22 protein-coding genes are annotated in these 19,761 nt (G+C 71.3%); 6 read left to right on the forward strand and 16 right to left on the reverse strand.

Going from position 1 to position 19,761, the window contains the following annotated elements; genetic code table 11:
• Nucleotides 1-587: 587 nt before the first annotated feature.
• Both ABFX46_RS10530 and ABFX46_RS10535 read right to left on the reverse strand, forming a co-directional pair.
• Nucleotides 588-809 carry a hypothetical protein gene (locus ABFX46_RS10530; RefSeq protein ID WP_346041448.1) on the reverse strand — a complete coding sequence of 74 codons (222 nt, stop codon included), beginning with the start codon at nucleotides 807-809 and terminating at the stop codon, nucleotides 588-590.
• Nucleotides 806-1,057 carry a hypothetical protein gene (locus ABFX46_RS10535; RefSeq protein ID WP_346041450.1) on the reverse strand — a complete coding sequence of 84 codons (252 nt, stop codon included), beginning with the start codon at nucleotides 1,055-1,057 and terminating at the stop codon, nucleotides 806-808. The genes ABFX46_RS10530 and ABFX46_RS10535 overlap by 4 nt, the downstream gene beginning before the upstream one ends.
• 121 nt (nucleotides 1,058-1,178) lie before the next feature.
• Here ABFX46_RS10535 and ABFX46_RS10540 point away from each other — a divergent pair, with 121 nt between their 5' ends.
• Complete coding sequence (locus ABFX46_RS10540; protein ID WP_346041452.1) at nucleotides 1,179-1,463, forward strand: winged helix-turn-helix domain-containing protein; 285 nt, start codon at nucleotides 1,179-1,181, stop codon at nucleotides 1,461-1,463.
• A 183-nt stretch (nucleotides 1,464-1,646) separates the two neighbouring features.
• On the opposite strand, the gene ABFX46_RS10545 is transcribed toward ABFX46_RS10540, so the two are convergent.
• Together ABFX46_RS10545 and ABFX46_RS10550 are read right to left on the reverse strand one after the other, a co-directional pair.
• Entirely contained in the window at nucleotides 1,647-1,811 is a 165-nt protein-coding gene (locus tag ABFX46_RS10545; protein WP_346041454.1) for a hypothetical protein, read from the reverse strand.
• The gene (locus tag ABFX46_RS10550; protein WP_346041456.1) at nucleotides 1,808-2,413 is read right to left on the reverse strand and encodes a hypothetical protein; all 606 of its coding nucleotides are present in this window, start codon (nucleotides 2,411-2,413) and stop codon (nucleotides 1,808-1,810) included. Before ABFX46_RS10550 ends, ABFX46_RS10545 begins: the two co-directional genes overlap by 4 nt.
• Nucleotides 2,414-2,574: 161 nt before the next feature.
• On the opposite strand from ABFX46_RS10550, the gene ABFX46_RS10555 reads away from it, so the two are divergent.
• The gene (locus ABFX46_RS10555; protein ID WP_346041458.1) at nucleotides 2,575-2,733 is read left to right on the forward strand and encodes a hypothetical protein; all 159 of its coding nucleotides are present in this window, start codon (nucleotides 2,575-2,577) and stop codon (nucleotides 2,731-2,733) included.
• Between the two features lie 724 nt (nucleotides 2,734-3,457).
• On the opposite strand, the gene ABFX46_RS10560 is transcribed toward ABFX46_RS10555, so the two are convergent.
• Together ABFX46_RS10560 and ABFX46_RS10565 are read right to left on the reverse strand one after the other, a co-directional pair.
• A complete protein-coding gene (locus tag ABFX46_RS10560; RefSeq protein WP_346041460.1) occupies nucleotides 3,458-3,952 on the reverse strand; it encodes a DUF4265 domain-containing protein in 495 nt (164 codons plus the stop codon).
• A gap of 5 nt (nucleotides 3,953-3,957) precedes the next feature.
• Nucleotides 3,958-4,716: a transposase gene (locus ABFX46_RS10565; protein ID WP_346041462.1), complete on the reverse strand. Its 759-nt coding sequence runs from the start codon at nucleotides 4,714-4,716 to the stop codon at nucleotides 3,958-3,960.
• A gap of 285 nt (nucleotides 4,717-5,001) precedes the next feature.
• On the opposite strand from ABFX46_RS10565, the gene ABFX46_RS10570 reads away from it, so the two are divergent.
• Nucleotides 5,002-5,214, forward strand: coding sequence for a hypothetical protein (locus ABFX46_RS10570; RefSeq protein WP_346041464.1), 213 nt, complete (start codon nucleotides 5,002-5,004; stop codon nucleotides 5,212-5,214).
• 270 nt (nucleotides 5,215-5,484) lie between these two features.
• Here the strand turns inward: ABFX46_RS10570 and ABFX46_RS10575 are convergent, their stop codons facing one another.
• The 7 genes from ABFX46_RS10575 to ABFX46_RS10605 all read right to left on the reverse strand — a co-directional run bounded on the left by ABFX46_RS10575 (nucleotide 5,485) and on the right by ABFX46_RS10605 (nucleotide 11,794).
• Nucleotides 5,485-6,114, reverse strand: a complete 630-nt coding sequence (locus ABFX46_RS10575; RefSeq protein WP_346041465.1) for an acetate uptake transporter — start codon at nucleotides 6,112-6,114, stop codon at nucleotides 5,485-5,487.
• Nucleotides 6,115-6,664: 550 nt separating this feature from the next.
• On the reverse strand, nucleotides 6,665-7,519 hold the full coding sequence (locus tag ABFX46_RS10580) for an SDR family NAD(P)-dependent oxidoreductase (protein WP_346041467.1): 855 nt from the start codon (nucleotides 7,517-7,519) through the stop codon (nucleotides 6,665-6,667).
• A complete protein-coding gene (locus ABFX46_RS10585; protein ID WP_346041469.1) occupies nucleotides 7,516-8,490 on the reverse strand; it encodes an alpha/beta fold hydrolase in 975 nt (324 codons plus the stop codon). Before ABFX46_RS10585 ends, ABFX46_RS10580 begins: the two co-directional genes overlap by 4 nt.
• Nucleotides 8,491-8,570: 80 nt before the next feature.
• Nucleotides 8,571-9,920: a sensor histidine kinase gene (locus ABFX46_RS10590; protein WP_346041471.1), complete on the reverse strand. Its 1,350-nt coding sequence runs from the start codon at nucleotides 9,918-9,920 to the stop codon at nucleotides 8,571-8,573.
• Complete coding sequence (locus ABFX46_RS10595; protein WP_346041472.1) at nucleotides 9,917-10,600, reverse strand: response regulator transcription factor; 684 nt, start codon at nucleotides 10,598-10,600, stop codon at nucleotides 9,917-9,919. The genes ABFX46_RS10590 and ABFX46_RS10595 overlap by 4 nt, the downstream gene beginning before the upstream one ends.
• Before the next feature lie 76 nt (nucleotides 10,601-10,676).
• Complete coding sequence (locus ABFX46_RS10600) at nucleotides 10,677-11,141, reverse strand: DUF5666 domain-containing protein (protein ID WP_346041473.1); 465 nt, start codon at nucleotides 11,139-11,141, stop codon at nucleotides 10,677-10,679.
• Between the two features lie 65 nt (nucleotides 11,142-11,206).
• Complete coding sequence (locus ABFX46_RS10605) at nucleotides 11,207-11,794, reverse strand: TetR/AcrR family transcriptional regulator (protein WP_346041474.1); 588 nt, start codon at nucleotides 11,792-11,794, stop codon at nucleotides 11,207-11,209.
• Nucleotides 11,795-11,858: 64 nt separating this feature from the next.
• On the opposite strand from ABFX46_RS10605, the gene ABFX46_RS10610 reads away from it, so the two are divergent.
• The gene (locus ABFX46_RS10610; RefSeq protein WP_346041475.1) at nucleotides 11,859-13,199 is read left to right on the forward strand and encodes a flavin monoamine oxidase family protein; all 1,341 of its coding nucleotides are present in this window, start codon (nucleotides 11,859-11,861) and stop codon (nucleotides 13,197-13,199) included.
• A gap of 26 nt (nucleotides 13,200-13,225) precedes the next feature.
• Here the strand turns inward: ABFX46_RS10610 and recQ are convergent, their stop codons facing one another.
• Nucleotides 13,226-15,064 carry a DNA helicase RecQ gene (gene recQ / locus ABFX46_RS10615; protein WP_346041476.1) on the reverse strand — a complete coding sequence of 613 codons (1,839 nt, stop codon included), beginning with the start codon at nucleotides 15,062-15,064 and terminating at the stop codon, nucleotides 13,226-13,228.
• A gap of 44 nt (nucleotides 15,065-15,108) precedes the next feature.
• Nucleotides 15,109-15,768 (reverse strand): HAD family hydrolase, encoded by a 660-nt coding sequence (locus ABFX46_RS10620; protein WP_346041478.1) that lies wholly within the window; start codon nucleotides 15,766-15,768, stop codon nucleotides 15,109-15,111.
• Nucleotides 15,769-15,951: 183 nt separating this feature from the next.
• On the opposite strand from ABFX46_RS10620, the gene ABFX46_RS10625 reads away from it, so the two are divergent.
• Nucleotides 15,952-16,392 (forward strand): hypothetical protein, encoded by a 441-nt coding sequence (locus ABFX46_RS10625; RefSeq protein WP_346041480.1) that lies wholly within the window; start codon nucleotides 15,952-15,954, stop codon nucleotides 16,390-16,392.
• 82 nt (nucleotides 16,393-16,474) lie between these two features.
• Nucleotides 16,475-16,855: a phage holin family protein gene (locus tag ABFX46_RS10630; protein ID WP_346041482.1), complete on the forward strand. Its 381-nt coding sequence runs from the start codon at nucleotides 16,475-16,477 to the stop codon at nucleotides 16,853-16,855.
• Between the two features lie 86 nt (nucleotides 16,856-16,941).
• Here ABFX46_RS10630 and ABFX46_RS10635 read toward each other — a convergent pair whose 3' ends face one another.
• Nucleotides 16,942-19,740 carry a hypothetical protein gene (locus tag ABFX46_RS10635; RefSeq protein WP_346041484.1) on the reverse strand — a complete coding sequence of 933 codons (2,799 nt, stop codon included), beginning with the start codon at nucleotides 19,738-19,740 and terminating at the stop codon, nucleotides 16,942-16,944.
• Between the last annotated feature and the right edge of the window lie 21 nt (nucleotides 19,741-19,761).

Below are 19,761 nucleotides of genomic sequence, written 5' to 3' on the forward strand. Positions count from 1 at the left end.
CGTCAACCTCGCCGCTCGGTGTGGGCATCTCCGCACCGCAGGGGAAGCAAGGTCGGCAGCCCGGTCGGTCACCCGAGGCCGACCACAGCGCAGACGGCGACCTGCGTCCCGGCTCCCGCATCACACACCGTGACGGCAGCGCCCGAACCATGATCGACGCGGGGATAGCGGAGCGTGACGAGGGTGAGAGGGGCCCTGACCGGTCACGCAACGTCACGCAAGCGTCTGACCTGCGGAAACGGGGATGGGGGCTCGATTCTTGAGAATCCGCAGGTCAATGACCCAAACCACGGTCGGCCTCTTCTCTCCCTGTAACGCAGGGTAACGGCCTTACCGAGCCGAACTCGGACTTGCCTCAATTAGCGACCCCCTGTGATCGTTACACTCTGTGACACTCTTCGATCATGGTCCCGCTATCGACCGGACTCGCACGGAGCCGATTTAGCGGCCGATGATCACGCCCCGGCGTCACGCTGCGCGTCTCTTCTCCCTGCCGTCCGAGGTTGCCCGGCAACCCTCTGACCTGCGTGAATGCCAGACAGACCACACCCCCGGTCTCCCGCGCAGGCAACCGGGGGTGTGGCGTCTCAGGGGCGCAGGAACCGCGCCGCGACGGCCGGCGGCTCGTCCCGCGGCGCGAACACCTGCTTGACCCGCCCGCGGCTGTGGCCGCGCCACCAGCCGGGCGAGCCCGTCACCGTGTAGAACGCGGCGACCACCGGGCCGCCGTCCGGCTCGGCGACGATCCACACGCCGTGCTTGCCGTACAGCTCGAGGCCGTCGAGGTCGGGTGTCGCCTGCCCGGTCACAGCCGGCCCGTCCGTCCGTGCTCGTCGCGGGCGAGCAGGTGCCGCTCCATCAGCTCGTCGCGGGCGCGGTCGATCTCGCGCCGGATGCGAGTGGTGACGCACACCATGAACAGCTCGGTCCACTGCGAGTGCTCGATCACGAGGTCGTGATCGGTGCGGTGCACGGCCTGCCACCGGTCGCCGATCTGGAAGACGTCGAACTCCGGTATCTGGCGCGCGGGCTCGTGCGCGCGTCGTGGCTCTGTCACGGGGGACCCTCCCGAGGTTGCCGAACGTGCGGACAACGTTACGCGCCTTGCAGTGCGGTGCATAGCAGTGCAGCGCACCCCACGTGTTTGCCCAGCTCAGCGGCTATCTAACGTGCTCTGTATGGAGGAGATCCCGCCGTACGCGCCGAGTCCGGCCGCTTACGTCTATGCCGAGGTCGCCGACCACCTCGCGCTGCGCATCGATGCCGGGCGCCTGGACGACCCGCCCGCGGGCGCGCTGGCACCGGGCGCCCGCCTGGCCGGTGAGCGGGACCTGGCCGAGGAGTACGGCGTCGCCGTCGAGACCGCCCGCCGCGCCGTCCGAGAGCTACGGGACCGCGGGCTCGTCGTCACGCTCCCCGCCAAGGGGACCTTCGTCGTGGCCGCCGGCGACGAGCAGGAGTGACCCGGCAACACGAGTTGCCATGACGGCAAACCCGCAGGTCAGACCACCTGAGTTGAGGTGAACCATACGCAGGTCGACGGACCGGGCACTGCCCGGTACCTTGCCCAGACGCGAGAACGCCCCGAACCACCGGTCTCAAGGCGGTAGTTCAGGGCGTTCCATCCGTCTGCCGGACCGAACCGGCTACTTCACTGCCCGCAGGTGCGGGCGCCCGCGCCGCCGCTGCGACTCCCGGAGCGCCTCGCCGAACACGTCGGCGAGGATCTCCGACAGGCGCTCGATGCGGGCCTCGGCGCGCTCCAGGCGCTCGACCAGCTCGGCCGCGTCCGGGGCCTGCTGGCCGCTCACGCGTCCCCCCGCTCGATCTCGGCGACCAGGTCGGCGCAGCGGACGAGGGCCGTGTGCGCGTGCTCAGCGGCCCGCAGGATCGCGTCCTCGTCGGCGGTCGGGCACGCGGCCGACAGGGCGCGCAGGCCCTCGACGGTCGCCCGGACGGCGACGGTGAGACGCTCGTCGCGGACGTCCCCGAGGTCGCGCGACAGCATGGCCGCGAGGTCGTCGGCGCGTCGCGCGAGGTCGTGTCGCCGCGCCATGTCGCGCACGTCGGCCGGCTCGCCGTCCGGCCACGTCGCCGACTTCCCGGCCGTCGCGTCGTCGTCGGCGGGGGTCTCAGCAGCAATGACCCCCCGCTCGTCGCCAAGGGTGCGCACACTGTGCACCCCCTTCACGTCGGCGGGGGTGTCCACGACCGCGGACGCCCTCTCGTCTCCCAGGGCCTCCACGCTGTGGACCCCCTGCTCGTCGGGCGCCATGGCCTCGGCGATGCTGCCGCAGCAGTCGGCGCAGACGACCGCCGTCGACCCGTCCGCGCGGACGAACTCGTGCGGTCCGGCCGACCAGTCGACCGGCTCGGCGCACGCGGCGCACGGCTCGGTAGGATTCGTGTTCATGGCGGAGGACCCTTCCGTCTAGGCCCCGGCCAGCGCCCTAATCGCTGGTCGGGGCTGCTTTCTGTCCGGACAAGAATAGGCACATACGGACCGGTACTTCAAGCCGTGTTTCCACTGGTTGCCCTAGAATTCTGTCCGGACACAAACGAGGAGGGACGCCCATGGTCGGGAGACCGAAGACTGGACAGACGCCGAAGCGCACGGTGCGGGTGCCTGATGCCGTCTGGGATGAGGCGAAGAAGAAGGCCGAAGCGGAGGGCAAGAACGTCTCGGACGTCGTCAACGACTGCCTACGGCGGTACCTGCGCAAGAAGGGGTAGGCGCGTCCTCGCAGGTCACCCCCACTCGCCCCATGTAGCAACGCGTGTAGCAACGCGCCGAGGTTCGCTAGAGTCCCGTGAGGTTCACTGACGGACGTTCCCGCAGGTCACAGACTCACGCGAACCGCGGCGAACCTCCCGCCTAGGGCTACGGATCAGAAGGTTAGGGGTTCGAATCCCTTCGGGTGCACCCAGGTCAGAGCCTCCTCGTGGTCTTCCGCGAGGGGGCTTTGCTAATGGTCTTGCCAGGCACCCGACGCGATCCGCCAGGCCGCCGACGACTACGAGCAGGCCGTCCGTCACGCCACCGGCAGCACGGCCCCGTTCAACCTCACCATCCAGACCACCGAGGTAGACGCGGGCGTACTGGCTCTACGGCGCCGGCCCCAACGTCCGCCTACGCCTCAACCTCCGCCTCGCCGGCTTCACCAAGGTCGCCGCCCGCCAACTCGCCCTACACGAAGTACTCGATCACGGCCTACAAGGCGCGAGTTGGTCAGCCCGAGCCGCAGGCGAACCTCGCCGACACCGACCAACCCACCAGGACGACCGTCGGGCCCACCATCGGTGGCCAAGGCACCTAAGAACCCCAGGTCAGCCGGGCAACGAGCCGACCAGGTGAGACCCTTCTATGTCTGCAAGGGCGCCGCGCCGCGTCTGTGCTAGCAGTGCGGTGCGCGGTACTCCGGCGGGCGGGGAACTTAGACACAGAGACGAGGTAGAGCTACGCAACACGCCATGCGTCGGTCATGCACGACACCTCAAAGTGCCACCAGCCTTCATCCCTACCTCGAAGCAGCAGCGTCTTGATCTCGGTCAGATTCGCTTCCGAAGGCACCGTGATAGCCATCAGAGGGAACTCTTCGCTGAAGACTTCACCACCAAGGCCAAACGGCGCGAGTCGTTCGTGGACGGCCCGTGGACTCGACCCGAGTGGCCCACTTGGGTCGGCGAGGATGCGGACAGTGCAGTTGCCCGATGCCACCACCTGTCCGGTTGCCCAGTGAAGACCGTCAGCGTCAGTGACGAAACGAACGACCGTCCCTTCGGCTAGCCCGTCCTGTAAGAAGGGGGCGTTGGCGATACGGGCGGTGGTGCTACTCAGTCGGGTGGCCCAGAGCCCCTCCGTGTCATATGGGAGCCACCCCTCTCGCGGAATGAACCGGAACCAGATCTTGATCTGACCATCCTCAGGGAGGGGACTGTCAGGTACAGGCACGGAAGTCACCTCCGCATGATCGCGCACACCAACACGTCAAGGATCCTCATGTGATCAGTGTGAATCGCACGAGGGGGATCGGCTCTCCACCGAGGAGTTCCAGGGCATGCTGCGCCTGCTGCGACGGGCTGAAGCCCGCCGGTGCCGCAGATTCCTCTTTCACCCGGTTCGAGACCGCTGGCGTGGGCAGTTGGCTGCGATCTGCTTGCTGCCTCACGCTGCTGCCGCGACGTGTGGGGCGAAGGCTTGACCGGGTCGTAGTGCTGTCTGGTCTGAAGGCAGTGGGGGAGTTGGCCGAGCATCCGGTTGAACAGGTTGCGCAGTGCGGCGGCGTGCCGGCCTCCGTGGTCGCGCCGCTGCTGGTAGTGGCTGCGGGGCTCCGGCATTGGCGGACGCGCAAAACGCATTCTGAGCCCGGTGGCGGCCAGGCGATTGTTCTTGATCAAGCGCCGGGTAATGGACACGCTGCGCCCCGAGGCGCGCGTGGCCGGCGCCGACCCGGCGTAGGCCTTCAACACCCTGGCGTCGGCGAACCAGGCCCGGTCATCGCCGATCTCGGCCGGAGGCCGGGCGCCGAACTCGTCGCCCAGTCCGGGAAGGCTGGTGATGATCTTGCGGTCGGGGTGCTGGATGAAAGCCTCGGCGACCGCCTGGCCGAGCCGGTCGACGTTGGTGCGTTCGGCGTCCAGGACGGACAGCGCGCCGGCCTGGACGCTCATTGCGTCTTCGACCAGCGGTGGTTGATGCAGGTGCGGCAGCCGCATGGCCCGCTGGATCCGGCGGGTCGGCTCGTCGACGCCGCGTTGCCGACGGGTCCGCCGCAACGCCGCGGCGATGCGTGCGCGACAGCCTTGCGGCCGCCGTCGGGGTGGACGCGAGCACGAGGACGGCGCGGGCGTCGCGCTCCGGCCACGAAGGTGAGCCGGTGATCCTGCGCACCTCGCTAGGGGTGATGCTTGGCCTTGGCGTGCTTCGGCGGTGACGTTCTCACCGGGCTCTGCCGTGCGGGGGACGCCTTGTTGGCGCTTAACCGAGCGTAGGGTGACGCCGTGACGCTCGCTGATCTGCCGTTAGCGGTCATGACCTATGCCGTGGGTGTTGCCTTCACTGCCGACATCGGCGAGTGCGGGGCGAAGATGCTTCTTCGGCTTCAGGAGGAACCGGTCATCGGGCGCATGTGTACATGGCTGCCAAGCTGGATAATGCGGGCCTTCGGGGTGTGGTGCCTGCTATTGGGAAGTGCCTGGATCTTCATCCTCTGACGGAGGCCGTCCAACACGGCAGTGACCTGCGAAGACCTTAGACAATCTCGGATTGCGCTTACTGAGTTCGGACGAGGCGGTTCGCCGGGGCGTGGCTCGGCGGGTGGGTGAGGTGGGGGTCGTCCTGACGGCTGGGCTCCTGAGGCTGTGAGGTTCTTTGCGGACGCTTCTTGCCGGCTGGCTGCGGGAATTGCGGCGGCAGGTTCCCGGTGGCGTCCGGTGGAGAGGGCGGCGCCCCCGCCTTTGGGGGGGGGGGCGCGGGGAGGTGGGTCAGCGGGATTGGGGGGTGGAGGTGAGGTGTTGGAAGAGGGGGCGGCCTACGCCTAGGAACGTCCGGCCGGTCATGCCGTTGATGATGCCGGCGGCGGAGGCGTACCAGGCGCAGACGGCGGTGAGGACGCCGATGTAGCCGCCGATCTTGATGGTGTTCTCGCTGGTGGAGAACTGTCCGATGAACAGGATGATCTCGGTCGCCTCCAGGGTGACGAAGACGGCGAGGATGGCCTGGTTGACCTGGGTCGCCCACAGCATCATGTAGGTGTTGAAGATCGCGAAGGCGAGGAGGATCCAGCCGAGGTCGTTGGCCTCCTGGGCGGGAGTGGTGCCGCCGGCGACGAGGACGACGTACAGCCCGAGGCCGATCCAGAAACCGCCGTACGACGAGAACGCCGTGCAGCCGAACACGTTCCGGTTGCGGAACTCCCACATGCCCGCGAGGAGCTGGACGAGGCCGCCGTAGGCGAAGGCGTAGCCGAGCCAGGCGTCGGTGCCGTCGGTCCAGCCGGCGTTCTTGGCCGACAGGAGGAACGTGGTCAGGGCGAAGGCCGCGAGCCCCAGGGGTGCGGGGTCGGCGGCCGAGGGCGGTGTCTGCGGAGTGGACTCTTGCTCGACGTAGGTCATGGTGCCTCCTTGGTGGAGTCCCATCGCCGTGTCTCGCTCGGACTCGTACGGGCCGGGCAGGGATGGACGAAGGAATGCGGCAATGGACGTCGGGGAAGGCCGCACCCGCGGGAACGTCGTCCCATAGTGATCCGACCTCACCGTCATGCCAGGCATCCGGCGCTATTCGGACGGCGTCAGATGCGTCCCTGAACTGCGGAGACCGTTATCCGGACGGTCTCGATTCGGATCATAACTCCGCCGGCCCGTCCGGTCAGGACCCTGTTCGCCGGATATTCCCGGCGTATCACCGCAAAGCCAAGTCATCAAAGTTGAATTGGGAGGGTAGGGGCGTTCTCGGCACCTCAGGACGTGATCGAGATGGGGTGCGGCGTTCGCTTCCCTGGGATGGCTTTGCCTGCATGCGACGGGGCCTTTGCCCTGCGTCCGTGGGGTTGAACTTAGGTGTGCGAATTATCGACAAGTCGTGGTAAGGGTGTGACCGGTCACCCGGGGTGCCGAATGGGCCGCTGGGGCGGATGTTATTAGACAGGCTAGACAACAGGTCGCGTCAGTCGACCACGGCGTCGCTGAAGGTCGGCGGGTCGCCCAGCATGGCGCGGTGCGAGCGCGGGCTGCGACCGTCGGTGTCGACGACGCCGAGCTCCTCGCCGAGCTCGGCACCGATGAGGACCCGGCCGCTCCAGCGCATCCGGTCGGGGTGGCGGGCGAGGGCGTCGATCACCCGTCCGCTGAACTCGGGGGACTCGGCTCCGGCGGCGAACGACTGGTAGCGGTCGGGGACGCCCTCGAAGAGCGCCCTGTTCCGCTCGGTCTTCAGCAGGCCCATCCAGAGGGAGACGGCGGCGACGTCGTAGGGCTTGAAGTCGACGGCCATGTCGTGGGCCATCTTGTCGACGGCGGCCTTTCCCGCGCCGTAGGCGGGGCCGTGCATGTAGCAGCGTCCGCCGAAGGAGGAGGTGTTGACGACCAGCCCTCCGGCGGCAGAGATGAGCAGCGGGGCCGCGTAGTAGCTCGCCACGTAGGCCGAGCGCATTCCCACGTCGAACATGCTCTGGAGCGCCAGCGGCTTCTCCCAGAAGGGGCCCTTCCGGGCCAGTCCGTCGGGAATCGTGAAGGCGTTGTTCACGAGAATGTCGAGCGTGCCCGACTCCCGCTCCACCTGCTTGAAGAGAGCCTCGACCTGGGCGTCATCGGAATGGTCGCAAATCACCGGGACGCCGGTGCCGCCGCGTTCGGTGATCTCCTGTGCGGTGGCGAAGACCGTGCCGGGGAGTTCGCCTCCTTCGGTGCGCGTGCGCCCGGTCACGTACACCGTCGCCCCGGCTTCGCCGAGGGCCAGTGCGATTCCCTTTCCGGCGCCGCGGCTCGCTCCGGTGACGACCGCCACCCGGTTCCCGGTCACGCCCATTCCTTGATCTCCCCCAGGAATTCCAGCATTGCCGCGGTGGTCTCGGCGGCCTTCTCCATCTGCATCATGTGCCCGGCGTTCTCGACCATCCGGACGGCGCGCAGATCCTCGTAGTGCTCACCGAGATGGCTCAGCGGGTCGTCGCCGTGCCATGCCTCCAGGTCGACGTCCTGCTCGCTGCCGATGAAGTAGAACGGGACGGGGTTCTTCCGGCCGGCGTACGACTTCCGGTACTCCCAGGAAAGGTCCATGGCCCGGTACCAGTTCAGCCCGCCGGTGAAGCCGCTGCGGCTGTAGTCGGCGACGTAGAACTCCAGTTCCGTGTCCGTCAGCCACGTCCAGGGGAGCGGTGGCGCGTCCGGCAGGGCGTCGATGTAGGTCGTTCCCGGCGGTTTCCGCCAGATGTCGAGGTAGTGGTAGTCGCTGGAGAGCGCGTAGAACAGCTTGCGCAGGAAGTCGCGGGGCGCGGCGGCGAGGTCGTCGTCGGCGGTGCCGGACGCGACGAAGTAGTGGATGTGGTTGAAGTGCCGCGCGGCCTGGCGGGCGGCGATCGCCAGCGGCGGCTCCCCGGACGGGGTGATGAACGGGTTCTCCAGCCCGATGATCGCCGCGATCCGCTCGGGGCGGTGGTAGGCGAGGTCGTAGGCGGCGAACAGGCCGAAGTCGAGGCCGCTGAAGACCGCCTTCTCCGCGCCGAGGTGGTCGAGGAGGCCGGTCACGTCGGCGATGATGCGGTCCGGGGCGTACTCGCGCGGGTCCGCCGGGCCGGACGTCTGCCCCATGCCGCGCATGTCGGGCACCACGACGCGGAATCCGGCGTCCGCGATCGGCCCGATCTGGTGGCGCCAGCTGAACCAGGTGTGCGGGAAGCCGTGCAGCAGGACGACGAGCGGCCCGGTCCCCTCCTCCACGTAGTGGACGTCGAGGCCGTTGATCTTCGCGTACCGATGACTCCAGCCGGCCATGCGCGGTTCCTCTGGGCTTCAAGGGCGATGTGCGACCGACTGTGCAGCACGCCATCGCCCGGGGCGCCGCGATGTCCCGCTCAGTGGGAGCCGCCCCCATCGGCCATGGGGAGCGTCACGCGGACGGTGGTACCGGCCCCCGGCGCGGTGCGTATTTCGGCGCGGCCGCCGTGCGCTGCGGCGATGGCGTCCACGATCGGCAGGCCGAGGCCCGTCCCGCCGGTGCCCTTCTCCGCGCGGTGGAAGCGTTCGAAAGCGCGCGCGGCGTCCTCCGGCGACATGCCCGGCCCCTCGTCCGCGACCTCGATCAGACCTGGCGCCAGACGGACGGTCGTAGGCGTTCCGGGGGGTGTGTGGGCGCGGACGTTGGCGAGCAGGTTCGCGAAGACCTGGCGTAGGCGCGACTCGTCCACGTTGGCGATGAGCGTTTCCGGGGCGTCCAGCCTTACCGGACGGTCAGGTTCGGCGGCGGTCGCGTCGGCCACGGCGTCCCGGGCAAGGGCGGCCAGGTCCGTCGGGACGGGGTTCAGGGATGCCTCGCGGTCCAGCCGGGCCAGCTCCAGAAGGTCGGTGACCAGGTCGTTCATGCGGCGGGCCTCGCCCTCGATGCGGCGCATCGCGTCGGGCAGCTCGTCCGGGCCGAGGGCGCCGTGCCGGTAGAGCTCCGCGTAGCCCTGGATGGTGGTCAGCGGCGTCCGCAGCTCGTGGGAGGCGTCGGCGGCGAACTCCCGCACCCGCGCCTCGGACCGGCTGCGCGCCCAGAAGGCCTGCTCGATCCGCTCCAGCATCACGTTGACGGCGGCGGCGAGCCGGTCGGTCTCGGTGCGCCGGCCGGTCGCGGGCATGCGGGCGCGCAGGTCGCCGCCGGCGGTGATGGCGTGCGCGGTGGCGGCCATCCGGTTCAGCGGGAGGAGGCCGCGTCCGATGAGCCACCGGCCGAGCACGATCAGGACGGCGAGCAGCAGCGCCGCCGTCGCGACCTCCGACAGCACCAGGTTCCGGACGGCCGAATGGATCTCGCCGAGCGGGGCCGCGACGACGACGGTGCCGTTGCGCCAGGGGCGGGCCACGGCGCGAAGGCCGGGCAGGGAGAACGGTTCGAGGCCGCGGGCGCGGGCGGCCAGTTCGTCCGGGCCGAGCTTCTCGATCGCGGCCACAGCCCGAGCGGGGTTCGGGTCGTCGCCGCTGAGCACCCGCACCCGTCCGCCCGAACCGACGGCGAGGACCACGAACTGGGCCGGGGCGATGCCCTGCTCGGGCAGGCCGGGACGCAGCCGCGCCACGGCGCGGTCGCGGGTGGCCTGGAGCTGCTCGTCCACCCGGTGCATCAGGTACCCGTTCAGGACGAGCGCGCTGACCAGCCCCATGATGGCCAGCCCGGCGGTGGTGACCGCGAGCAGGCCGGCGAGGAGCCGGGCGTTGAGCGTCATGGCCGCAGCGCGTAGCCGACCCCGCGCCGGGTGTGGATGAGCGGCGCGCCGAGCGGGTCGAGCTTGCGGCGCAGGTAGCTGATGTAGGTCTCGACGACCTGCGGGTTGCCGTGGTCCCAGCCCCATACGCCTTCGAGCAGTTGGGCGCGGGACAGGACGACGCCGACGTTCCGCATCAGGTAGGCGAGCAGGCGGAACTCGGTCGGCGACAGGTCGACGTCGACGCCGCCGCGCCGGACCGTCCAGTGCGCCTCGTCCAGTTCGAGGTCGCCGACGCGCAGGACGGTGTCCGGCGAGGACGCGGCCGGGGCGGCCCGGCGCAGCACGGCGTGCACCCGCGCGATCAGCGCCTCGATCGAGAACGGCTTGGTCACGTAGTCGTCGCCGCCGAGCGTGAGCCCGGTGACCGTGTCGGACGGCGTGTCCCGCGCGGTCAGGAAGATCACCGGGACCTGGTCGCCGTCGGCGCGGAGCCGCCGGCACACCTCGAAGCCGTCCATGCCGGGGAGCATGACGTCCAGCAGGACGAGGTCGGGCCGCTCCCTGCGGGCGGTGCGCAGCGCGTCCTCGCCGGTCGCGGCGGTGACGGTCGTGAAGCCGTGGAAGCGCAGCGCGACGTCGATCAGGTCGCGGATGTTGGCCTCGTCGTCCACGACGAGCACGCGCCGGCTCTCGCTCATCGGCCCCACTTCGCTGGACGTCCCTCCCGCCCGAAGGTACCGCCCGCGCCCCGCCGCGCGGCCGCGCGCGCGGGGTTCAGCGGCGCTTGGGGACGCGGATCAGGCGGGCGGTGCGGGTGTCGCCGGAGCGTTCGCCCGCGACGAGCACCGTGTCGTTGTTGGCGAGGTCCTTCAGGGCGGACTTCTCGCCGTCCTTGCGGACGCGGGTGTCGCCGTTGGCCGTCCACGTCCAGGACACGCCGTCGGCGCTGCGGACGGTGACCCCGCTGGACGTGACGGACGTGATCTGCCCGCGCTGCCAGGTCGCGAGGTGGAAGCCGTCCTTGCGCTTGACGGTCGCCTCCCCGTGGACGCCGCGGAAGGCGCGCGCCCGCCGGAACGGATGGCCCTTCCCGGGATGCCCGGGATGGGCGTGTTTCGCCGTCGGGGAGGACGACGGAGACGGGGCGGGATCGGCGGCGGACGCGGGAACGGCGAGGTACAGCCCGAGCCCGAGGAGGCCGGCGGCGCCGACTCCGGCCGCGATGGTCTTGGTTCGCATGCGGCTCATGCAACCGCAGGCGGCTGGCAGAAGTCCTCCGGTAATCCTGGGAGAACCCTGGGAGTTCACCGAATGCCGCTCAGCATGGCTCCGATCAGGTGGACGGCCTGCTCGCGCGCCCGCGCGGGGTCGCTCGCGTCCGCCATGGAGAGGGCCAGCTCGGTCAGCGCGCCGTAGAAGGCGGCCGTGGTGAGGCCGAGGGGATGCGGACCGGACTCGCCGAGGAGCTCCGTGAGGCCGCTCGTCAAGATCGTGCCGAGGTGGCGCTGGTCGAGTTCGCGCCAGCGCTGCCAGCCGAGCGCGATCGGCCCCTGGAGCAGGACGATCTCGCGGTACTCGGGGTCGGAGCAGACCTCCAGGAACGCGCGGACGCCTTCGGCGGCCCGCGCGAAGGGCTCGTCCTCGCGGTCCATCGCGGCGGTGATGCGCTCCGCCGCCTGCGCCTCCATGTCCTCGAAGACGGCCTCGAACAGGCCCTGCTTCCCGGCGAAGTGGTGGTACAGGGCGCCGCGGGTGAGCCCGGCGGCGCGGACGAGCTCCTCGGCGGACACGTCCGCGAAGCCGCGTTCGGCGAAGAACCGGCGGCCGGTGTCGAGGAGTGCGGCGCGCGTGCTCTCGACGTACCGCTCCCGCCGGGTCTTGACATGCTCCATGCGGTCTGTATAACACATACAAGGTGTATGTCAGATGCGTCGTGCATGAGAGGACGTGGGGGACATGGCGGATATCGCGATCGTCGGGGCCGGGGTGGCCGGGCTGGTCGCCGCGCGCGACCTCGTCCGGGACGGGCACGACGTCGTCGTCCTGGAGGCGCGCGACCGGGTCGGCGGGCGGCTGCTCAACGGCGAGCTGCCCGGCGGGGAGCCGATCGAGGTCGGCGGCCAGTGGGTCGGCCCCGGGCAGGACAGGGTGCTCGCCCTGATCGCCGACCTCGGCCTCTCCACCTACCCGACCTACGACGAGGGCCGGCACATCGCCGAACTCGGCCGGACGCGCGGCGAGTACACCGGCCGCATCCCCCGGCTCTCCGCGCTCACGCTCGCCGACATCGCGCAGGCGCAGCTCCGCGTCGCCCGCCTGGTCCGCGGGATCCCGGCGGACGAGCCGTGGGCGGCCCGCCGCGCCGACGCCCTGGACGGGCAGACCTTCGAGACGTGGATCCGCCGGACCATGCGCACGAGCGGGGGCCGTGCGTTCATGCGGCTGATCACGCAGGCGGTCTTCTCGGCCGAGGCGGGCGACCTGTCGGCGCTGTGGGCGGGCTTCTACATGGCGTCCGCCGGCGGGCTCGACCCGCTGATCGACACGACCGGCGGCGCGCAGCAGGACCGCGTCTCCGGCGGCTCCCAGCGGATCGCGCTCGCCCTCGCGGCCGAGCTGGGCGACCGGGTCGTCCTCAACTCCCCGGTCACGGACATCGAGTGGACGGACGACTCCGTCCGCGTCCGCGCCGCCACCGGCGAGGTCCGGGCGCGGCGCGCGATCATCGCCGTCCCGCCGCCGCTCGCCGCCCGCATCCGCTTCGGCCCCGGCCTGCCGGGGGACCGCGACCAGCTCGTCCAGCGCATGCCGATGGGGCGGGTGATCAAGGTGAACGTCGCCTACGACGAGCCGTTCTGGCGGGCGGACGGGTTCAGCGGCCAGGTGACCAGCGACCGCCGCCCGTTCGGCATCACCTTCGACAACACCCCGGAGGGCGGCGGGCCGGGCGTCCTGGTCGGCTTCCTGGAGGGGCGCCACGCCGACATCGCCGCGCGCCTGTCCGCCTCCGACCGCCGCGCGCAGGTCATCGCCGACCTGACCGCCTACTTCGGCCCGCGCGCGAAGAACCCGATCGCCTACATCGAGCGCGACTGGGCGGAGGAGGAGTACTCGCGCGGCTGCTACGGCGCCTTCGCCACCCCCGGCACCCTGACCCGCTACGGCCCGTCCCTGCGCCGCCCCGTGGGCCCCCTCCACTGGGCGGGCACGGAGACCGCAACCCGCTGGGCCGGCTACATCGACGGCGCCGTCGAATCCGCCCACCGCACCGCGAAGGAAGCAACCCGAACCCTCTGACCCGCCCGCCGCCCGCTCGGCGGGCGTTAGTCGGAGGTGGCGAGGGTTTCCAGGACCTGGTCGCCGTACTTCGCGAGTTTGTTCTCGCCCACGCCGTTCACTCGGCCCAGTTCCGCGAGGGTCGTCGGGAGGGCGGTGGCGATCTCGCGGAGGGTGGCGTCGTGGAAGATGACGTAGGCGGGGACGCCCTGCTCCTTGGCGGTGGCGGCGCGCCAGGTGCGGAGGCGTTCGAAGACGGGCATCGCCTCGGCGGGCAGGTCGACCGGGGCCTTGGCGGTCTTCGCGGCCTTGGCCGCCTTCGTGGCGGGACGTTCGGGTTCGCGGCGCATCATCACCTTGCGTTCGCCGCGGAGGACGTCGCCGCTGGTCTCGGTCTGGAGCAGGGTGCCGTGGTTGCTCTCCACGGCGATCAGGCCCTGGGCGAGGAGCTGGCGGACGACGCCGCGCCACTCGGCCTCGCGCAGTTCGGTGCCGACGCCGAAGGGCTTCAGCGTGTCGTGGTCGAACTGGATGACCTTGGCGCTCCGCTTGCCGAGCAGGATGTCGATGATGTGCCCGGCGCCGAACTTCTGGCGGCGTTCCCGGTCGAGCCGGACGATCACCGACAGCACCTTCTGGGCCGGGACGGTCGCGTCCCAGGTCTCGGGCGGGGTCAGGCACGTGTCGCAGTTGCCGCAGGGCTCGCCCGACTGGCCGAAGTACTCGAGGAGCTGGACGCGGCGGCACTCGACCGTCTCGCAGAGGGCGAGCATGGAGTCGAGGTGGATGCTCTGCCGGCGGCGGTGCGCGGCGTCGCCCTCGCCGCCGTCGATCATCTTGCGCAGGTTGACGACGTCCTGCAGGCCGTAGGCGAGCCAGGCGGTGGACGGCAGGCCGTCGCGCCCGGCGCGCCCCGTCTCCTGGTAGTAGCCCTCGACGGACTTGGGCAGGTCGAGGTGGGCGACGAAGCGGACGTCGGGCTTGTCGATGCCCATGCCGAACGCGATGGTCGCGACGATGACGAGGCCGTCCTCGCGGAGGAAGCGCGCCTGGTTCGCGGCGCGCGTCCCGGCGTCCAGGCCCGCGTGGTACGGGAGGGCCTCGATGCCGTTCTCGGTGAGGAACGCGGCGTGCTTCTCGACCGAGTTGCGGGAGAGGCAGTAGACGATCCCGGCGTCGCCCTTGTGCTCGGTCTGGAGGAGGCGGAGGAGCTGGCGCTTGGCGTCGGTCTTCGGCTCGATCCGGTACTGGATGTTGGGACGGTCGAAGCTCGCGACGAAGTGCCGGGCATGGTCGAGGTTGAGGCGGGCGGCGATCTCGCGCCGGGTCGCCTCGGTCGCGGTCGCGGTGAGGGCGATGCGCGGGACGTCCGGCCAGCGTTCGTGCAGGCCGGACAGCATCAGGTAGTCGGGCCGGAAGTCGTGCCCCCACTGCGACACGCAGTGCGCCTCGTCGATCGCGAAGAGGGAGACGTCGCCGCGGTCGAGCAGCTCGACGGTCGCGGGGAGGCGCAGCCGTTCGGGCGCGAGGTACAGCAGGTCGAGCTCGCCCGCGACGAACTGGGCCCCGACCACGCGGCGCTCGTCGAGGTCCTGGGTGGAGTTGAGGAAGCCGGCCTGGACGCCGAGCGTGCGCAGCGCGTCCACCTGGTCCTGCATGAGGGCGATGAGCGGCGAGATGACGATGCCGGTGCCCTTCCGGACCAGCGCCGGGATCTGGTAGCACAGCGACTTCCCGCCGCCGGTCGGCATCAGGACGAGCGCGTCACCACCGGCGACGACGTGCTCGATGATCTCCCGCTGGCCGTCCCGGAACGCGTCGTAGCCGAACACGCGCCGCAGGACGTCGAGCGTCTCCGGTGTCTCCGTCGTCTCGGGGGAAGTCATCGGCCCATACTATGAACCGCCGCCGACACCCGTCCCCGAAACCCTCACCTGTGGATAACCTCCACCAGATCCGGGGTGACCTCGTCCAGTCCGGAGGCGACGTGCGAGGCGAGGGCCAGCGCGTCCGGCGCCGCCGGATGCGCCGGGCGCGGGATCGCGATCACCGTCATCCCGGCCGCGTGCGCCGAGCGCAGCCCGTTGCTGGAGTCCTCGATGGCGACGCACCCGTCGGCCGGGACCTCCATCTGCGCGGCGACCGTGAGGTACCCGTCCGGCGCCGGCTTGCCGTACTCGACCTCTTCGGTGGACACGGTCGTGCGGAACAGGCTCTCGATCCCGAGTTCGCCGAGCACCAGGTCGATCAGGGCGCGAGGCGACGAGCTGGCGAGGCCCAGCGGACGGTACCCGGCCATCCGGCGGACGGCCTCCTCGGCACCCGGCAGCAGCGGCAGCCCGTTCGCGTACCGCTGCGACATCTGGTCGATCACCTCGTAGGCGACGTCCTCCGCGGTGACGCCGTCGACGAGATCGGTGGCGATGTAGGTGGCCCACTCCTCGGTGCTCATGCCCATCAGCCGGTCCTGGGTGTCGGGCAGCCAGCGTCCGCCGTGGTCGGCGACGTAGGCGCGGCGCACCTCCTCCCACACCGGCTCCGAGTCGATCAGCACCCCGTCCAGGTCGAACACGATGGCCTGCACGGACATGGGACCTCCAGTGATCTCGGCGCGATTTCCGGTCCACTACCCCTTGCCGGCGGGGCAGAACCGCCTCCCGGGCGGGCCGGGTGTACCGGATTTATGCCGCGAATCCGACATGATCCAGTTTCGGTCTGGCATCGTGGTGCACCTCCGTACCCCCTCCGGAGTCACTGCAGAGGAGATCCGCCCATGGTGTTCCTCGGTTTTCTCCTGGTCGCGGCCGCCATCGCCGTCGGTGCCGGCGTCGTCCTCGACAACACCGACGCCGCGCACCTCGTCGTCTTCGGCCAGAGCGTGCCGGGCCTGAACAACGAATGGCAGGTGTTCCTGGCCGGCGCGGGCGTGGCCGTCGTGTTCGTCCTCGGCATGACGCTCACCGTCTCGGGCGCCGCCCGCCGCATCCGCAACCGCCGCGACCTCCGCGACCTCCGCGAGGAGCACGAGGAGTCGCTGACCACGCTGGAGATGGAGAAGCGCCGCCTGGAGCGCGAACTCGCCCGCGTCCGGCAGAACGCCCCGCGGCGGGGCGGGCAGCAGCCCGAGCCCGCGGCCACCTCGGTGCAGGGCGTCCGCGTCGCGCCCCGGTCCCGCATCCCCGCCGCGTCCCCCTTCTTCGAGCGCAACGAGTAGTACGCGACGGTGACCGGACGATACGCCCAGATCGTCACCTAGAGGGATGCAGGACCCACCGCGCACCGGACATGATCGTGGTGTGCGGATTCTTCTCAAGGTGGGTATCACCGCGGTCGCCCTGTGGGTCGCCACGGTCGTGATCGACGGCATCGCGCTCGGCGATCAGACGACCGGCCGGCGCGTCCTCACGCTGGTCGCGGTCGCCGTCATCTTCGGCCTGGTCAACGCCGTCCTCAAGCCGATCATCAAGACCCTCGGCTGCGCGTTCTACGTCCTCACGCTGGGGCTGATCGGCCTCGTCGTGAACGCGCTGCTGCTCCTGCTGACGAGCGAGGTCGCGCAGCGCCTCGAACTGCCCTTCCACGTCGACGGCTTCTGGCCCGCGTTCTGGGGCGCGATCGTCGTCGGCATCGTCGGGTGGCTCCTGCACCTCCTCCTCCCGGACGACGATGACGACTAGCGACTAGAGCCCGGCGGCCGCCCGCCGCCGGACCAGGCCGCCGCGCGCGGTGCCGATGGGGACCGGCCCCGAACCGCTCGCGCGGGTCAGCCGTCCGCGGCGATCGCGGCGCGTCCGAAGGGGCCGCGCTCCAGCCGGTCGGACGGACCGCCGGCGTACTCGCGGTACCGCTCCGGACGCGATCCGGGCGCGCCGATCAGTATCCAGCGGTGCGTCCGGACGGCCCCGAGGAGGAACTCGGCGTCCGTCAGCGCCCCCGCGTCCGCGACGATCAGCGCGTCGAACTCCTGGTCGGGGGCGGTGAGGGCGGCGCCGAGCGGCGTTCCCACGACGACGTCGGCGGTGCGCAGCAGGACGTCGCTCTCCACCGTCCGTCCGCCCGCCAGGTAGCCGGTGAGCTGCTCGATCCGGGCCATCGCGCGGCGCTGGTGCGCGGGGACGGCGTCCGGGTCCTCGGCGGGGTCGGCGCCGCAGATCTCCGCGACGTTCTCCCGCGTCCGGGCCTCGGCCTGAGCCACCGTCTCCAGGTCGCTCTCCCGGACCGCCGTCTCCTCGGCCGCCTCCGCCGTGCGGCGCTCCAGCGCGGCCGCCATCTTCTCCGCCTTCGCCGCCGCGTTCCCGGCGTCCGCGCGGGCGCGGGTCGCCGCCGCGAGCGCGCTCTCGCGGGACGTCCGGGCGGCGGTCAACCGGTCCTCGATCTCCTTGGCGGCCTGCTGCGCCGTGCGCGCCCGCAGCCCCGCCTCCGTCGCCTTCTCCACGGCCTCCGTCGCGCGCCGGGCGTGCTCCCGGTGCTCGGCCGCGGCCTTCTCCCGCTCGGTCGCCAGCCATGTCAGCTCGGTGCCGAGCCGCTCCTGGGCCTCCTTCGCCTGCTCCAGCCGCGCCCCGCCCTCGGACACGAACGACGCGAGCCCCCGGCGCACCCGCTCGGCGTACTCGGCGGCGTCCTTGGCCTCGCGCGCCCGCGTGGCGGCCTCGTCCGCCTCCCGCGTCCGGGCCTTGACCTCGGCGCGCAGGCCGCTCAGCTCCGCCGGCGGCGACGCCACGTGCAGCCGCTGCCCCAGCGTCATCTTCCGGCGGACCGCCGACAGCGCCGACTCCGCCGACACCAGCCGGTAGTAGGCGGCATGCCCCTCGGCTGCGGCGTCGGCGTCCGCCGCCGTCAGCCGGTGCGCCTCCTCCGCCGCGGCGGGCAGCGCCTCGCGCGCCCGCGCCAGCTCGTCGCTCAGGGACGCCTCCGCCTCGCGCGCGCCCTGCAGCTCCGCCTGCGCCGTCTTCGCCCGCTCGTCCAGCTGCGCGCAGCGCGCGTAGGACGCGTCCGCCGTCCGGGTCATGGCGGTCGCCTCGTCGGACGCCCGGTCCGCCTCCGCCTGCAGCCGGTCGGCCTCCGCGCGAGGCTCCACCAGCTCGGCCTCGGTCTCCTCCTGGACGGCCGCGAGCCGCTCCGCCTCCGCCTCGGCCTCCCCGGCGGCCTGCTCGGCCGCGGCCGCCGTGCTCCGCGCCTCCTCGATGCCGTTCCGCAGCGCCGTCCGCTCGGACTCCAGCTGCTCGGCGTGCCGCAGGTTCTCCGCCTGGACGGCCTGCAGCGCCGCCGCGTCCCGAGGCCACTGCTCCAACCACATCAGCCCGCGCCGCAGCAGCCGCACCTCCGTCTCCCACGCCTGCCGCCATGCCTCCCCGACGGGCCGCAACGCCGCCGCCCGCACCCGCCCCTCCGGCGCCGAAGGAACGCCCTCGTCCTCGACCGGTGCAGCAAGCACGGCCTCACCCCCAGGCAAGGTGGCCGCACTGTCGTCTTCGTGAAACCCGTCCGGCACTGCAGGCAGCGGCTCCGCTCGCGTCACGGTGGACGGGCTCTCGCTCGCCTCGCCGGGCACGTTGTCGTCCGGCTCAGCCGAACCGGGCGGCGGCGTGTTGTCCTCGCTCGCCGCGGGAGGCGTGGCGGGTGCCTCGCCGCCGGGCGTGCGGGCCGCGCTGTCGTCTTCGCGCGGCTCGTCCGGTAGCGATGGCAGCGGCTCCGCTCGCGTCACCGTGGACGCGCTCTCGCTCGGCTCGGCCGGCGCAGGTGGCAGCGCCTCGCCGGGTGCCGTGGCGGACGCGGGCGCGCTGTCGTCTTCGTTCAGTTCGTCCGGTAGCGATGGCAGCGGCTCCGCTCGCGTCACCGTGGACGCGCTTTCGGGGGGTCCGGGCGGGGTTGTCAGGGGCTTGAACTCTACGGTTCCGTGGGTGCCGGGCTCTCGCACCGGGGGTGGTTCGGGGGCTTCGTCCGCTGTCGGCGGCTCTTCCTCGATCGGTGGTAGGGCCTGGGTCTGGACCGAGCGGGATTCCGCTGTTTCGGGGCGTGTCTCGATCAGCAGGGAGAAGATCTCGGGGTCGTTCTCCATGGTCCGCAGCAGGTCGGTGGCCTGCTCCGGGGTGGGGGCGACGAGGAGGGCGCGGGCGTCCGATGCCGTGAGCTCCTTGATCGCCTTTCGGACGGCGTCGGCCTCGCCGCCCTCCTCGACGTGCACCAGGCGCAGGGTGTCCGTTTCGTCCAGGGTGCCGGGGGCCACCAGGAAGCGGGCCAGCGTCTCCCAGTCGCCCGCGACCCGGCCCATGCGCAGTGCCCGCAGGGCCGCGATGTGCGGTGCCCAGCCGACCGGCGGGACGTCCTCGGGGACCTCTCCGAGCTGCGCGTCGAGCCGTTCGTAGAACTCGCTCAGCGGCGCGTAGACGCTCTCGACCAGTTCGCGTCCGCCCCAGCCGACCTCGTCCGTCCCCAGTGCCGGCGTGGGCTCCCCGGCGTCCAGGGGGACGGTCTCCAGCCCGGCTCGAAGATCCACTTCCTCGGCGGGTGGTCCCTCAGAGCGCTGCTCGTCAGGCTCGTTGGTGTCTGCCGGCTGCTTCACGACGTCATCCCGTCCCAGATC

It is taken from the genome of Actinomadura chokoriensis (assembly GCF_039529475.1).
GTDB lineage: Bacteria > Actinomycetota > Actinomycetes > Streptosporangiales > Streptosporangiaceae > Spirillospora > Spirillospora bangladeshensis.

Bases quoted from the DNA above. Each gene is read 5' to 3' on its own strand.
- ABFX46_RS10585 (WP_346041469.1), bottom strand. From the start codon at position 8,490: ATGGCCGGCTGGAGTCATCGGTACGCGAAGATCAACGGCCTCGACGTC.
- ABFX46_RS10540 (WP_346041452.1), top strand. From the start codon at position 1,179: ATGGAGGAGATCCCGCCGTACGCGCCGAGTCCGGCCGCTTACGTCTAT.
- recQ (WP_346041476.1), bottom strand. From the start codon at position 15,064: ATGACTTCCCCCGAGACGACGGAGACACCGGAGACGCTCGACGTCCTG.
- ABFX46_RS10565 (WP_346041462.1), bottom strand. From the start codon at position 4,716: ATGCGGCTGCCGCACCTGCATCAACCACCGCTGGTCGAAGACGCAATG.
- ABFX46_RS10575 (WP_346041465.1), bottom strand. From the start codon at position 6,114: ATGACCTACGTCGAGCAAGAGTCCACTCCGCAGACACCGCCCTCGGCC.
- ABFX46_RS10555 (WP_346041458.1), top strand. From the start codon at position 2,575: ATGGTCGGGAGACCGAAGACTGGACAGACGCCGAAGCGCACGGTGCGG.
- ABFX46_RS10550 (WP_346041456.1), bottom strand. From the start codon at position 2,413: ATGAACACGAATCCTACCGAGCCGTGCGCCGCGTGCGCCGAGCCGGTC.
- ABFX46_RS10595 (WP_346041472.1), bottom strand. From the start codon at position 10,600: ATGAGCGAGAGCCGGCGCGTGCTCGTCGTGGACGACGAGGCCAACATC.
- ABFX46_RS10625 (WP_346041480.1), top strand. From the start codon at position 15,952: ATGGTGTTCCTCGGTTTTCTCCTGGTCGCGGCCGCCATCGCCGTCGGT.
- ABFX46_RS10620 (WP_346041478.1), bottom strand. From the start codon at position 15,768: ATGTCCGTGCAGGCCATCGTGTTCGACCTGGACGGGGTGCTGATCGAC.
- ABFX46_RS10610 (WP_346041475.1), top strand. From the start codon at position 11,859: ATGGCGGATATCGCGATCGTCGGGGCCGGGGTGGCCGGGCTGGTCGCC.
- ABFX46_RS10605 (WP_346041474.1), bottom strand. From the start codon at position 11,794: ATGGAGCATGTCAAGACCCGGCGGGAGCGGTACGTCGAGAGCACGCGC.
- ABFX46_RS10590 (WP_346041471.1), bottom strand. From the start codon at position 9,920: ATGACGCTCAACGCCCGGCTCCTCGCCGGCCTGCTCGCGGTCACCACC.
- ABFX46_RS10600 (WP_346041473.1), bottom strand. From the start codon at position 11,141: ATGCGAACCAAGACCATCGCGGCCGGAGTCGGCGCCGCCGGCCTCCTC.